This is a genomic window from Kordia jejudonensis (assembly GCF_001005315.1).
Classification (GTDB): Bacteria; Bacteroidota; Bacteroidia; order Flavobacteriales; family Flavobacteriaceae; genus Kordia; species Kordia jejudonensis.
This window is the reverse complement of record NZ_LBMG01000037.1, coordinates 1-15445: the sequence shown is the minus strand read 5'-3', so window position 1 is coordinate 15445 and position 15445 is coordinate 1. Positions and strand designations below refer to the sequence as shown.

At 36.2% G+C, this 15445-nt stretch carries 7 protein-coding genes and 1 pseudogene; 1 reads left to right on the top strand and 7 read right to left on the bottom strand.

All coding sequences use genetic code 11. From position 1 onward, the window contains the following. Positions 1-15 precede the first annotated feature (15 nt). The 6 genes from AA089_RS16765 to AA089_RS16740 all read right to left on the bottom strand — a co-directional run bounded on the left by AA089_RS16765 (position 16) and on the right by AA089_RS16740 (position 13374). A complete protein-coding gene (locus AA089_RS16765) occupies positions 16-1665 on the bottom strand; it encodes a glycoside hydrolase family 16 protein (RefSeq protein WP_046758144.1) in 1650 nt (549 codons plus the stop codon). A 12-nt stretch (positions 1666-1677) separates the two neighbouring features. After that, positions 1678-3771, bottom strand: coding sequence for a PKD domain-containing protein (locus AA089_RS16760; RefSeq protein ID WP_046758143.1), 2094 nt, complete (start codon positions 3769-3771; stop codon positions 1678-1680). 31 nt (positions 3772-3802) lie between these two features. Beyond that, on the bottom strand, positions 3803-5269 hold the full coding sequence (locus AA089_RS16755; protein WP_053002515.1) for a RagB/SusD family nutrient uptake outer membrane protein: 1467 nt from the start codon (positions 5267-5269) through the stop codon (positions 3803-3805). Positions 5270-5279: 10 nt separating this feature from the next. Beyond that, entirely contained in the window at positions 5280-8441 is a 3162-nt protein-coding gene (locus AA089_RS16750; RefSeq protein ID WP_046758142.1) for a SusC/RagA family TonB-linked outer membrane protein, read from the bottom strand. Positions 8442-8691: 250 nt separating this feature from the next. After that, a complete protein-coding gene (locus tag AA089_RS16745) occupies positions 8692-11493 on the bottom strand; it encodes a triple tyrosine motif-containing protein (protein ID WP_046758141.1) in 2802 nt (933 codons plus the stop codon). Positions 11494-11706: 213 nt separating this feature from the next. Beyond that, positions 11707-13374: a hypothetical protein gene (locus tag AA089_RS16740; protein ID WP_046758140.1), complete on the bottom strand. Its 1668-nt coding sequence runs from the start codon at positions 13372-13374 to the stop codon at positions 11707-11709. A 141-nt stretch (positions 13375-13515) separates the two neighbouring features. Here AA089_RS16740 and AA089_RS16735 point away from each other — a divergent pair, with 141 nt between their 5' ends. Beyond that, positions 13516-14757, top strand: a complete 1242-nt coding sequence (locus AA089_RS16735; RefSeq protein ID WP_046758139.1) for a mechanosensitive ion channel family protein — start codon at positions 13516-13518, stop codon at positions 14755-14757. Positions 14758-15100: 343 nt separating this feature from the next. Here the strand turns inward: AA089_RS16735 and AA089_RS25205 are convergent. Then, positions 15101-15445: pseudogene (locus tag AA089_RS25205) on the bottom strand (hypothetical protein); the annotation flags it as partial.

Sequence of the window (15445 nt, the reverse complement as noted above, 5' to 3'; positions counted from 1 at the left end):
ATCAAAATAAATTAATTATTGATATACTCTAACATAGTCAATTTCCATTGTATCTTGTGTAAATGCAGGATCAATAGTTCCTCCAAGTGTTCCTCCCATGGCAACATTTAAGATGAGGAAGAAATCATTGTTAAAAGGTAATGTTACATCATTAGTTACGGTGTGAAATACAAAACCGTCTACTAAGAAAACAATTTCAGTTTCCGTCCACTCAATTGAGTAGTTATGAAATTCTGTAGTTGATGTTGGTAACGATGTCGTAGCTGAATCTCCAGCTCCTGGCGACACACCTGGATGATGTACTGTTCCTAGCACAGTATTTTTATCTTGTCCTTTTTGCTCCATGATGTCTATTTCTCCACAAGTAGGCCATCCTACGGTATCAAAGTTCGCTCCGAGCATCCAAATTGCTGGCCAAGTTCCTTGTGAAGCAGGCAATTTTGCGCGTACTTCTACTCTACCATAGGTAAATTCGTAAAGGTTTTCAGATTTTAATCGTGCAGATGTATAGTTTCCTGATCCATCTTTAATAGCATTAATTTTTAGCATTCCATTTTCTACGATTACGTTAGATGCATCATTCGTATAGTTCTGAGATTCTCCATTTCCCCAGCCGCCATCGCCTAGATCGTATGTCCAGTTTGCTGCATTCGGTGCGCCATCTGTATTGAAATCGTCTTCCCAAACTAAGTTATTGTATTGCGTTTGGAAGTTATTTGATGCTGGTTCTGCCGAAGTGATGATAAACCACCAGTCGAATTCTCCGTTACCATCTGTGGTTCTTAAGATGAGTTCGTTTGGCACTGAACGATCAAAGATTTCATAAGTATGTGATCCACCTGTGTAGTAGCCCATAAAACCATTTCCTGTTAGTGTAATTGTTTCTACTCCGCTTGGTGCAATTAGTGCCCAACCTTCACTGAAATCGTTGAATGGAAGATTTTCTACATCCGCACCATTTATAGTTCCACCTGAGGCGCCTAATTCGTTGATTAAACCATCACGACCAAAAACTGTTCCTGATGTATCTGTAGATGGATCGTCATTTGTATTGTCTGTGATAAACGTAAATGTTCCGTCTGAAGAAAATACATATCTGTCATCATACATTCCTACGGTTGCTTTTTCATCTGGTCCAGCACCATACCATTCTGTTGGCACAGTTCCGCCTACAGGTCCTAAACCAAAGTGTCCTGCCTGTTCAGATTTGATTCTCCATGTTTTTGAAGTAGTTGCATTTGGATTTGCTGGATCGAAACCAAATAGCAAGGCTTGTAAATCATCTGGTGCAGCGTATGTAGCTAATACTTCAACCGTAATAGCTGTCGACGTTGAGTTTCCTCCTGTTCCGTAAGCAATAACGTTTACAGTATATGTGTTTACACCTAAAGTAGAGAATATGAATGATGCTTCTCCAACGGCGTTGGTTTTTACATCACTTTCATACGCAAATCTGTATGTGATTGCATTATCTGCGGAAGCGTTTAAGGTAACCATTCCGCTTCCATCTCCGTTAGGATTGTTTGCATCTTGTCCAACAATTGTAGCTGTTACTTGTAAATTTGTTGGTGTTATGATATCTCCCACTGTGGCTTCTTCCTGACAACTAGCTGTTAGCAACAGAAGACCAAATAAAGCGGTACATAAGTATTTAAAATTTTTCATCTGTTTCATGTCTTAATTTCTTGTAAGTTTAAATGTCCAGAATACGCCTGAACCTGCTTCTATTTCTATCGTAATGTTATTGTTATCAACAATAGTAACTCCATATGTTATTGAAGCTGGCGCATCTGCTGGATTTGAAAGTTCTCCTGCATTGTTAGCCTTAGGTATTCCTAAGTATGAACCTGTTCCGTTTAGCGTTATTGTTCCTGCTACAGCATCGTAAGTGTATGTTGCTGGTTGTCCGTCATGTGGTGCTATTGGTGCTCCACAAGCATCTCCACTTCCACTTTGCCATCCTTCTATCCAAGTATCGGCACCCAAAACATTTGTAAAAGTTCCTGAACTTGTAAATACGTATTCATCATCATAGAAACATGCTCTTTGCGCTACTCCTGCATCGTCAATTGAAAACCAATCTCCAGATCCTGGCGACGGTCCTACTGCAAGTGATCCTGCTTCTGGTGTAATACTCCAAGAACCTACTATTGGTGAAACTGGTGCGCTGTCTCTTATAAGTTTGAATGTCCAGAACACACCTGATCCTGCTTCTATAGCAACTTCAATGGTGTCTGTATCAATAAAGGTAACATTGTATGTTATTGAAGCTGGCGCATCAGCTGGATTTGAAAGTTCTCCTGCATTGTTTGCTTTTGGTAATGCTATGTATGCTCCTGTTCCGTTTAGTGTAAGTGTTCCTGCGGTTTCGTCATGCACAAAGGTTGCTGAAGCCGATCCGTCATGTGGTGCTACTGGTGCTCCACAAGCATCTGGCGCTCCACTTTGCCATCCTTCTATCCAAGTATCTGCTCCTAATACATTTGAGAATGCTCCACTAGCGTCAAATACGTAGGTATCATCGTAGTAACATGCTCTACCTGCAACTCCTGCATCGTCAATTGAGAACCAGTCTCCTGATCCTGGTGATGGTCCTACTTTTAGTGAACCTGCTTCTGGCGCTACTTTCCATGTACCGATTAGCGGGCTTGGTCCTGAAGCTTGCTTGTAGAAGTAGATATTATCAATGAATACCGTTCCTGCTGCCCATGGCGTTCCTACAAATTTTAATTGGAAGATTTCATTTACTGATAATCCTTGATCTGTATATTCTGATATTGGAATTTCGATACTTGTCCATGAATCTGCTGATAACGGACGTGTTACTGGTGCTTCTGTTGCTGCTCCAGGTCCGTTGATTAGCGACGTTTCTATATCTGTCACTACATCAGCTGTCCAAACATCAATGTGTAAGAATTCCATTCCTGACACATCTATTGAAGTTCCATCTGCTAAGGCAATACCTTGGTAGCTAATGTTAGTGTATTGTAACATTTGTTCTCCGTTAAGATCAAATGTAGCCCAACTACTTCCTTGTCCACCTTGTCCCCAATCTGGGAAATAGTTGGTGTTTGGCAAGTCGTCATATGCAGCACTAAATATTGAGATTACATCTGAAGGATTTCGTGCTGGTGGCGTTGGTGCTGCCGCTAATGGTTGTACAATAGCTGTAACTTCAAAGCTTTCTGTGTATGTTGTCGTTGCAATTGCTCCACCCATGGCTTCTACCGTAATGGTATAAGTTCCTGGATCTGCATAAATATACGATACTGTTTCTCCTATGTTTCCTGAAACTGGCTGGCTTCCATCTCCAAAGTCAATTACATTCGTCATAGCAAAGTCTGCCGTTGCTGTAATGTTTACTTGTTTTGAGATTCCTGGATCGTTTTCAATGGTTACCACTAAGTTTTGTGGCGCTTGAAATGATACTACAATTTCCTGTGTTATGGTCGTTGTATCGCCATTTAATCCTTTTCCTGTTACCGTTGCTTGGTACGTACCTTCAGCGTACGTATGTTCTACATTGTTTCCTGGTAAAACTTCTGAAGCGACTTCTGAACCATCACCGTAGTTAATGTCAAATGTTGTTACACCTTCTCCAAGTGGTGTAATGGTTACTAAACCTGTATTGTCCTGCGTTATGTTTACTATTGCAGATAGGTTTGTAGGCGCTTCTACCGTATTTACAAAATCGGTATTGTCGTCTTCTCCGCAACTGTACACAAACAGTGCGACAAGACATAAACTGAATACATATTTTATTATTTTCATCTTGTATTGTATTGTTTTCTCTTTCTAGCTATTAATATCCTGCGTTTTGTTCCCAACGGTTACCTGCCAATTCTATTTCGATTCTTGGAATTGGAAATAATTCGTTCTTTCCTGGCGTAAATCCTGGAATTGTGCTCGTTTGTCCTGTTCTAACTTGGTCGAAGAAACGGTGTCCTTCTCCTGCTAGTTCTCTTCTTCTTTCTGCTAATACGTTTTCTAGTGTCGCAGGAATTCTATTGCTTGTATCTCCAAATGCTCTATCTCGAATGGCATCTAAAAATGTTTGTGGATTTGCTATTGGCGCTGGCGCACGTAAGTTTGCTTCTGCTGCCATTAGTAATACATCAGCGTAGCGAATTGCTCTGTAGTTGTTACTACGGTTAATGTTTGCATCTTGTATTACATTATCATTTGCATACGGAATGTATTTTAGATTGAAGTATCCTGTATGCTCTGAACCTTCTGTGAAGGTTACATCTGGACGTGAAGCTACAAATGCATTGATGTCTAATACAGTTGCTGCTAAACGTGTATCTCCTGCTTGGAAGATGTCTGAAACTGCTTGCACAGGTATGTTGAAACTAAATCCTGAAGCATATGGCGTAAAGTTTCCACCTTGAAAACGTGGTCCCATGAATCCGACAGCAACATTTCCTTCTACACATTGGAAACAGCCAAAACTTGCTCCTTCTTGTGTACCTGAGTATTGTACTTCAAATACAGATTCTGAGTTGTTTTCGTTATTGTTTAGAAATATTGTATTGAAATCTTGCACAAGTTGGTATTGTCCTGAGTTGATTACTTCATTAAGCGCTTGTGCTGCTTCAGTAAATTTATCCTGATATAGATATATTTTTCCAAGTAATGCCCAAGCTGCTCCTTTTGTTGCTCTACCATTTTGTAGTTGTTGCCATGGCAATGAAGGAATAGCGTTTATTAAATCCATTTCAATTTGCGCGTATACGTCTGCTGCTGGTGTTCTGTCAATGGATTGAGATGCTTCTATAGAGATTCTTCCGTCTGTGTACATTGGCACATCTCCGAAAAACTTTACTAATTCAAAGTAGTAGTATGAACGTAAGAATAGGTTTTCCGCTAAGAGTTGTTCTTTTCCGTCAAATTCTAAGTTGTCTTGAAATTCTACAATGTAGTTTGCTCTACTGATTCCTGCATACATTTGTTGAAATATGCTACGCAACGCACCATTGTCAGGTGTGTGAATCATATCATCAATTTGTTGCCAATCTAATACGTCTGTAGGACTTTCGCCTCCACATAAACTGTTATCAGAAGCAATTTCTCCTAGTATGTTGTTTAAATACGTTGTTGATAGAATATCATATACACCAATGAGTGCATCTTGATAGTTGTCTGGCGTATTGAAAAAGTTTTCTGAGTTTTCTTGCCCAGGTGGCAATATTTCCAAGTAATCATCACAAGATTGTATCCCTATAATGATCAGCATTGCGAGTGCTATTTTTGTTATCTTATTATACATAGTGATGTGTTTAGAATGATACATTGATTCCTGTTGTAAATGTTCTAGCTAATGGATATTGTCCTAAATCAACTCCTGCTCCTAATGGACTTGAGTTTGATACATCAGGGTTATATCCTTGATATTTTGTAAACGTATACAAATTGTTTACTCCAAAGTATAGTCTGAATCTGTCTAAGTGAAGTTTCTCTAAAACTGAGTCAGGCAATGCGTATCCAATTTGAATGTTTTGTATTCTTAAGTACGAACCATCTTCTACGAAAAAGTCTGAGAATAAACGGTTGTTAGAAGCATTTGTTGATGCTCTTGGCACAAAGTTAGATGTTCCTTCTCCTGTCCAACGATCTAGATATAAACTAGGTTTGTTACTGTAGGTTAGGAAACGCTCGTAACTTCTTGCAATATCGTTTCCGATAGAAGCATATAACGACGTTGCAAAGTCAAACTGTTTGTAGTTTAATCCAAAGTTTAATCCCATTGTGAATTCTGGAATTGGATTTCCGATCATGGTTTGATCATCTTGACTTCCAAATTCAATTACTCCATCGCCATCAACATCTACATAACGAATGTCTCCAGGTTGTGCATCAGGTTGTACCGCATGTGCATCAATTTCTGCCTGATTTTGAAAGATTCCGTCTGTTTGTAATCCCCAGAATGCTCCAATTGGTAATCCTGATTGGAATCGTGATGTGGTTTGATTTAAATCAAATAATCCACCTGGTAAAAATCCTGCTGCATTGTTTACTTCTATTGCTTTGTTGTCTATACTTGTCAGATTGTATCCAACTCGAATACTAAAGTCATCTGTAAAGTTATGCGAGAAATTGATTCCTAAATCAAGCCCTTTGTTTTCTACGATTCCCGCATTTACTACTGGTGCAGAACTTCCTCCAGCGCTTGTTCCTAACAATGCTGATACTTCTGGCACTAATAATAAGTCTTCTGTACGTTTTTTATAGTAATCTACACTTATGTCTAATTTACGATCAAATAAGCTAATATCAAAACCGATGTTTGATTGTGTAGTGGTTTCCCATTGTAGTTTTGAGTTTGATAATGCTCCAATTGCGTTTCCAAATGACAATACATCATTGAAAGGATACGTAGCTTCTGCATTGGCTCCTTGTAAGAATCCTAACCAACGGAAACTACCAATTCTGTCGTTTCCTGTGATTCCCCAACTTCCTCTAATTTTCAGGCTATTGATCAAATCTGATTTGAAGAAATCTTCTTGCGAAACAACCCAACCTCCTGAAAGTGATGGAAAGTATCCGACTCTATTGTCAGGACCAAAACGCGTTGATGCATCTCTACGCAACATGGCAGAAAATAGATATTTACCGCTGTAATCGTACTGAACTCTTCCAAATATTGAGTACAAACGATCTTCTCCGATTCCTGTTGTAGCATTTAATGTTTGCTGAATGTCTTGCGGATCTCCGTTTGGCGTATCATCTTCATCAATAATGAATGATTGTGTATTGCTTAGGTATGCGTTGCTCCATGCATCTGGACCATTTACTAAGAAACCTGTTGCGAATATTCCGTCGTATTGAAAACTTTGTAATGACGTTCCTAATAAACCACTGAAGTTATGATCTCCAAATGATTTTTTGTAGTTGATAAACGTTTCCCAAGTGTAATCAAAGAAGTTTTGAGTGTTTTCACTAACGGTACTGTAAACATCTCTATCGCCATCATCATTGGTGTCTAATATGAATCGATTGTTTGCAACATTTACATTGTTTTGTACTTTGTTTGGTCCATAATATTGTAATGGATTGTATGAACGTGAAATTACATCTGCGTAGTTGAAGTTAAAACGTGATGTGATTTCTAAATCAGAAATGATGTCATACACCAATTCTATTTTTCCAGTAAAACGATTTGTTTTTGATTCGTTAAAGGTATTGTTGATTACTGCAAACGGGTTTACAATTTCAATTCCTTGTTCTGAACCAATGTATGAGAATCCTCGTGATGGTCCCGAACCGTCAGTTCCATCAAATACTGGAGTTAGCGGAGAAGCATTTGCTCCATAATACAATATAGAACCTCTTCCGCCTTCTGGAATTCCTCTTGTTTTTCTGTTTGTGTATAATAGTAATGTATTAACCTTTAGCTTTTCCGTAAGATTGATACTTAGGTTATTTTTTAATGTCCAACGCGTAAAGTTTGATTTGTCGCTGGCAATAATACCTTCTTGGCTTAGGTAACTTCCACTAATTCCGTATGAAATGTTTTCAGAACCTCCTGTAGCACTTAAACTGTGACTGATTAATGGTGCTTGCGTAAACAACTCATCTTGCCAATCAGTTCCAACGCCTAGCGAAGAAATGTCTGGAAATGGTAATGCATTTCCATCCGCAACTTCTGTTTCATTTACATATACTGCATATTCTGAAGCGTTTAGCAAGTCTAACGTGTTTGATGTTTCTTGTACTGTGTAGAAAGCATTGTATGAAAATTTCGTTACCGAATCTCTACGTCCGCTTTTCGTAGTAATTAAGATGACACCATTTGATGCTTGTACACCATATATTGCCGAACTCGCATCTTTGATAACGTTGATTTGCTCGATGTCATTTGGATCAATAACACTTAAATCGTTTCCAACATTGACACCATCTACAATTATAAGTGGATTGTTGTCTCCATTAGATGTGATACCACGAATTCGAATGTTAAGTGCGGCACCTGGTGAACCTGAAGTAGCATTTACTTGTACTCCCGAAGCCGAACCTTGTAGTGCTTCTTCCACTCTGACAGGGTTACGCTCCACAATTGTTTCAGCATTAACGGTAGCATACGATCCAGAAACTAATTCTTTTCGTTGTGAACCATACCCGATTACGACCACAGATTCTAAAGATTCTGCATCTTCTTTCATGAATACGGTTAATTCTTCATTTGAAGTTACCACAACTTCTTGCGGTGCAAATCCTATTGAAGTAAATACAAGTGTACTTCCGGTAGGAACATTTTTCAAGGTAAACAGTCCATCAAAGTCTGTAGATGTTCCTTGTGTTGTGTTTTTGATAAGTACGTTAACTCCTGGAAGTGGCATTTCTGTACCTTCTTCTAGTACTTTTCCTTTTATCTCAAGGTTTTGTCCATACGTCCATATACAGGAAAGCATGAGCGAAAGCATGATTAAATAACGGTTCATATAGTTGATTTTTAATTGATGACAATTTATTTACAATTGTTAACGAATCCTTAAAAAACACCTATACAAAAAGCATACATGGCAAAAAAATAGGTTTTATTTTATCATTTTATCAATATAAACCTAACAATTATGAAGCATTCGCAGTAATTACTCCAAATAAAAAAAATAGTATAAACCGCACACAAAAGTCCACTACAACGTTATTGTTGTGGTAATGTTGTGGTAAAAAAAAGAGATGTTGAGTTTTTTATAGGTTTAAAAAGTAGTCATTTAGGTTGATTTCGCGAGCCAAACTAATTTTTTTACGCAATCGATATCGTTTTATTTCCACACTCCGTACAGAGATGTTGAGTAGTGGTGCAATTTCTTTTGAGGATAAATTTAGGCGTAAGTATGCACATAAACGTAAATCGTTAGCCGTCAGTTGCGGATGCAAGTCTTTTACCTTTTTAAAGAAGTCTTTGTCTGCATGATTGAACGCTTCTTCGAAGAATTTCCAGTCTTCTGCATTGTTGATATTTTTATCAATTAACCGAATTACAGGTGTTACATTTTGTCCTTGTTCGCCTTTTTGCTTGTTGAGTTCTTGCTTTATACTGTTGAGTGTTTCATTTTTCTTAATCATATTCATTGTTGCAATCGCTAGTTCACGATTTTTAGCATCTATGTCGCTGTTCAACTGAGAATTTTTTAATTGAATGATTTCTTTTTGCGCTTCTAATTCTTTCAGCGCTAAGTCACGTGTTGTTTTTTCGAGCAAGCGTTCACGTTGTTTTCTATAATATCGTTTGTAGAAACCGTTGAGTGCTGTAAAGAGTAGTATGGTTAAAATAATATATATGGCAATTGCCAAGTTTGATAAAAACCAAGGTCTATTAATCTTAAAGGTATAACTTGCCGTATTTACCGTTTCTTGATTGTTGATTCGTGCCTTTACTTTAAAGGTATAATTGCCATGTGGTAAGTTTTCAAACGCTACTGTTGGCTTCGTACTCCAATCGCTCCAACCTTCGTATAATCCATCTAAATGATATGAATATTCTGCAACTTCGTATTTGTTGTAAGCAGGAATACTGTATGCAAATGACAAATAGTTCTCTTTTGCTTTGAAATCACCTTCTTCTCCTAGCACTATATTGCGCATTCCGCCAACGAGCGAAGTACTTGTAATGTTGTTTATACTAATTTCATAATCTACAACGTGCATTTCGTCCAAATTGATGGTAATGTAGCCATCAGAAGTTCCTAGCAAATAATTTTTCCCTTTAAGATGTGCAATGTTTTCATAGCCTTTCATTTCATTTCGCAATGATTCTGAAATAGCTATTTTATTGATTTTAAAATTTCCGTTGAGCTTTTCCTTCGTTACATAATTGATATAATTTTTGGTAAAAGCCCATAAATAGCCCACATTATCGACCACTAATTTCCCTGATGTGTATTCATCATTTTCAAAAATACTGCTGAGAATTGTGTCTTTTTTGAAAGTAGCACTTGCAACATCATAGCCATAGATACCATTTTTATTGGCTTGATAAATGGTATTGCTGAATTGGATAAGGCTAGAGTTGGCACTTTTTTGAACGTCATTATTTTTTTTCACAGCAATAACGCTTTGATAGTCTTCACTGATTTCTAATTCGTATACACCTTTGTATTCGTGATTCATCAAGATTTTTGTGGGACTAATCCATTCAAAATGCTTGGATGATATGTTGAAATTCTTCAGTTTGTGACTTAACTGCCAAGTATTATTTTCTTTTGTAAATAGATATAGTCCTTTGTAATTTCCTTGAATGAACATATTGCTTTTTCCTGGAACTTTTCTAATGTCCCATGCGCCCAATACATTTGAGATTTTTCGTTGTGTTCCTTGTTGTATCAAAAATGTTCCTAAATCGTGTCCACAGAATAATTCGTCATCAATGACACGCAAACACCATATTTGTCCTTTTGTACCTTCTACAAATTTGAATGCTGTTTTTGCGCCTTCTTTTCTATAAAATAATCCTTGATTCGTGCCTAAATACACATATCCATTATGAATGATAGACGCATAAATAGTTCCAAGACGTCCTTTTTGATCTGCAAAATATTTAAATGGTTCTTTTCGGTTGATACAGTCAATTCCATTGTCCAATCCGACCCAAATATTTCCTTCTGCATCTTCAAATAAAGATAATGCGGTATTATCACTCAATCCGTCTGCCTGATCTATTTGATGTAGCAATTCTCCGCTTTTGGAAATGTGTAAGATTCCTTCTGAGATCGTTCCTAATACAAAACCGCCATCACTCAACTGTATGCTGGTATAAATACTTTTTTGATTGTTTGTCTCTTGGTATGGTAGTGTTACTGCCGTTAATCCGTTATCATCCAAGCGAAACCAGCCGTTGCTAAGTGTTATGATTAGTTTTTTCTTATTTTGTCTAAAAAAACCAACAATACGATCATTTTTTAGAACAGGATCATCATTGATTAGTTTCTTTTCTCCGTTTTCTATCGTGTATAAACCTTCATTTAAAACGTGAAAGTAAAGTTCTTCGTCAATTTTATAGAGTTTTGTAAGAATGTTGTCAACGCGGATTACTTTGAACTCTTTCGTTTCCGTGTGGTAACTGTAAATACTGCTTAATGATTGAAAAAGCACCCATTTATCGAGCTGTACAATATTCCAAAACTGTTCATCTTCTAGAATTTCAATTTCAGATTGATCACTTAAGGATGTGTATTCTAGAATTCCTTTATCGTTTCGAATCCAACAACCAAAGTTTTGATAAAATCCTGTGTACACTTTATCATTGATCACTTTTACTGAACGTACGATGGTTTCGTTTGGCGTTTTATAGAGTTTCCATTGCGCTCCATTGAATTCTAAAAGTCCTTTATTGTTTGCGATGTACATGTATGAATCGCTCGATTGCGAAATCATCCAATTCTGATTATCGGCATTGTACGTTTTCGGAGTATAATTTAGTATTGGAGGTAATTCCTGCGCGCAGGAGATACTGCAAAGCAATACAAGAAATACATTTATTAGGGTTCGCAACGGTTTGTTCGGTTTGTGTTTACTGTAAAAATACAGTTATTTTTTTAAACAACTTTTGCGAATTCTTTATTTTTCAACCATCAATATTGAAAAAATAACAAATGATCATCAAAATTGAATTGTTTTATATGTGTACAGTTTCCTGTAAAACAACATCTGATTCCGTATAAAAAACACAGCACTTTTTTCTAATTCACAGGTAGATAATGTGCGTTATAATCTAAAATTGATCGATATGTAAAAACTTGCGCGAATTCTCGATTCTAAATCGTCTTGTAACGTAGCATCGTCCGCCATTGCGCCAATTTCCAATGTATTGAGTTCTCGTTGAAAAGCCAATAATGGTCCTGCTGTCACGGAAAATTTATCTCGAATTGTAAAACCTACGCCAATAGGAAACATCGGTGTTTTTATACCTTGTGTGATGCCTACTTGAAACATTGGGTAAAAAATATCTCCTTCCTTTAAACGGTATAAAAAGTTGAGATAAAAAGCAGGTCTTACATATACAGGATCGCCTTGTGTTTCTGCGACCAATCCTTCCAACAATCCATAATTTTTATATTCAAATGGTGTGTAAAATACGCCTATAGAAGTAAATATAGCCAATCGTCCTTGACTTTTTCGAACAACAAACTTGTTTGCGATTTTTGAAGTGGCAACTTCATCACCACTTGCATTTAGTTTTACACCGACAATTTCGTAGGTACGTTTTTTTTCATATTGAAATCCAAATGCATCTTCTTCTAAAAGTTTATAACCAGTTGGATACTTATTATTTTCATATGCTTCACAATACTTCGTAAGCTTGTCATTTAGTTCTTTTAGTTTTGCAATAGCAGTTCCGTGTGCTTGCATTTTATCTCCCAATATAGCTTCAAGGTATCCTATTGTACTATTATTAAGATCATGAAATTCACTTTTAAATTCTGTCTCTTCATCATCATCGTTAAAAAAGCTTGTAACAGCTACTTCTTGTTCCTTTAAAAGATTTTTAATATTGGAAAAATTCTTTTTAGCGGTTTGTAGTTGTTTTGTAAGCTTTGCTTCTTTTGCTTTTGAATCCTTTAGTTTTTCTTTAAAACTCTTTAAATCATTTACCGAAACATTTCGTAAATCATCATGAGCCGCTTTGATTAATTCAGGTACATTTTTATTATATTCATCTAATTTACGAAACAAAAAATCCTCTACTTGTTTCATTCCATTGATTGTAGTGACCACATCTTGAAATTTTTTAGTATAAAGTGGATCTGTGAATATTTTTGAATCATCTTCCGTATTTTTAATTCCCTTTTTAAATTTTACAATCCAATTATACATAAATGGAGATGATTCATACATTTGGTCTAATGTTTTATCAATCTTATCATCATCTTCATTTACTTTAACTATCTCGTCTATCATAAGAAGAAGGCTTAAAAATGCTTCTGACATCTTAGATTTTTTTAAGCCTTGAGGCAACTCAGGTATAACTGGTAAGTCTGATTTTGTACTGATTGAACTTACTTCTGCAAAATCCCCAACATTCGTTGATAAATTTTCCATAAAGTTCGCTAAAGCTTTAAAGTTTTCATCATCACTTTCTGTGGTAGTAGCTTTTATTTGATGCGTTAATGGATTGTAAAATTGAATAAATAGCTGTAACGTATTTTCATCATCGTTTCCAATTTGAAAATTTCTTGTTATGCCTTTTGTAAGCTTTATAAATGGTTTTTCAGGATTCGATAGTTCCGATTTGTAAAAGAAGTTGGTTCCATCAAATGATATGTATAAAGATTGTTCTAAGTCTTTGCTGTGCAATCGTTCAAATACTTCATTTTCTTGTGCAAAAAGGCAGATTGGCAGTAGTAAAAATGCTAGTTTTAGTAGTGTTTTCATGTGATTGGTTTTTTGATAGTTAAAAGTATATCGCCAGTCAAAACAGAAACATCCCTACTTATAGGTAAATTTTAGTTTTTACATTCAGTAATAGTATTTGTTATTTATATTTTGCTAGTATCTTTGCCTAAAATAAGTTTCATGGAAGGACAAAATTGGTTTCGTATTGTATATGATTATATGATCGCACAAGATTATAGCAAGGAAGCGGCTATTTACATCAACCTAATTGTAGGTGTGTTGGCAGTTTTGATCATTGCGTTCATCATTGATTTTGTGATTCGTCGGATTTTGGTTGCTTTGGCAAATCGTATTGCGCCGAAAACGAAGAATCATTTTGATGATTTTCTGGTTAAAAATAAGTTGCCACAGAATATTGCACATGTAGTTCCAGTATTGTTTATTGAGCAAACATCTCCGCACTTGTTTGTTGATTTCCCAAATTTTCAAGCTAATTTTTTATTGTTTATAGACGTCTTTTTGGTGATTCTGTTGATTCGTGTTATTCGTAGCTTTTTGAATTCGTTGCGCGATTTTTTAAAGACACTAAATTCGTTCAAAGACAAGCCGATTGACAGTTACATACAAGTGTTTATGATTTTTGTGTGGATGATTGGGATTGTGATGGTTTTTTCGCTTCTCACAGGGAAATCTATTGTCGGTTTTGTGACTACTTTAGGAGCGTTATCGGCAGTTATTTTATTGATCTTCAGAGATACCATTCTTGGTTTTGTGGCGAGTATTCAAGTTGCCGTGAATGATATGGTTCGTATTGGTGATTGGATTACAATGGAAAAATATGGTGCTGACGGCGATGTGATTGAGATTAACTTGGCGACTGTAAAAGTGCAAAATTTTGACAAAACAATTACCACGATTCCTACGTATGCGTTGATTTCAGATTCGTTTAAAAACTGGCGCGGGATGAATGATTCTGATGGACGACGTATTAAACGAGCGATTATTTTGAAAGCACATAGTATTCATTATTTAAGTGATGAAGAAATTGAGGAGTTAAAAAAAATTGAACTGATTGCTGATTATTTAGAACGCAGGCAAAAAGATATTCAGGAATTTAATGCTGCCAAAGCTGTTGATAAATCGGTGTTGATTAATGGACGAAATTTGACCAATATTGGTGTGTTTCGTAAGTATATTGAAGAATATTTAGAAAAACATCCTGCCATTAATGATGACATGATGATTATGAGTCGTCAGTTGCCACAAACACCACAAGGAGTTCCGTTGGAGATTTACGCCTTTAGCAAAGATAAAGTGTGGAAAAACTACGAATACATTATGGGCGATATTTTTGATCATCTCCTAGCCGCAGTTCCGTATTTTTATTTGGAAACGTATGAGTTGAATGTTGCTGGTTCTTAGGTGTTGGGTTTTGGTTGTTGGTTGTTGGTTGTTGGTTGTTGGTTGTTGGTTGTTGGTTGTTGGTTGATGGTTGATGGTTGATGGTTGATGGTTGATGGTTGATGGTAAAAAGTATTCTTTTCAATTCAAAATTCAACATGTAGCATTCAACATTTTAACTTCGTTATTCGTTATTCGTTATTCGTTGTTTGTTGTTTGTTGTTAACTGTTGGTTAGTTTTTTTATTTCTAAAATTTAAAATTGTAAGCTCTTAAATTTAAGTCACTTACCACTATTTTTCGTTAATTCATATTTTCTTGGTTTTCACAGGAGTACCGCTAAAGAGTACCGTTTTACTATTATTTTAATCTTCAAATATATCTAATTCTTTGATGGCTTTATCTACGATTCGCTCGTCAATATAATGCTTTTTAAGTACTGAATCTGTTGCGTGCGAAGATAGACGTTTTGCATCTCCTTTCAAAGTAGATGATAGATAGGTCAAGTATGTTTTCCGTAAGCATTTAAACTGTAATTCTCTATCCGTGTTTAATTGCTTATAGAAATGTGAGAATCCTAAAGATAAAGCATCATTCATTGTTTTGGTGGATGATGCGGTTCGCTTATCTGGATTTATTAGGTATCTATCTTTCCCTTTGTTGATATTATATCCTAATCTGTATAAAATACTTTTTAGACTTTTGGTTAC

Bases quoted from the DNA above. Each gene is read 5' to 3' on its own strand.
- AA089_RS16765 (WP_046758144.1), bottom strand. From the start codon at position 1,665: ATGAAAAATTTTAAATACTTATGTACCGCTTTATTTGGTCTTCTGTTG.
- AA089_RS16760 (WP_046758143.1), bottom strand. From the start codon at position 3,771: ATGAAAATAATAAAATATGTATTCAGTTTATGTCTTGTCGCACTGTTT.
- AA089_RS16755 (WP_053002515.1), bottom strand. From the start codon at position 5,269: ATGTATAATAAGATAACAAAAATAGCACTCGCAATGCTGATCATTATA.
- AA089_RS16750 (WP_046758142.1), bottom strand. From the start codon at position 8,441: ATGAACCGTTATTTAATCATGCTTTCGCTCATGCTTTCCTGTATATGG.
- AA089_RS16740 (WP_046758140.1), bottom strand. From the start codon at position 13,374: ATGAAAACACTACTAAAACTAGCATTTTTACTACTGCCAATCTGCCTT.
- AA089_RS16735 (WP_046758139.1), top strand. From the start codon at position 13,516: ATGGAAGGACAAAATTGGTTTCGTATTGTATATGATTATATGATCGCA.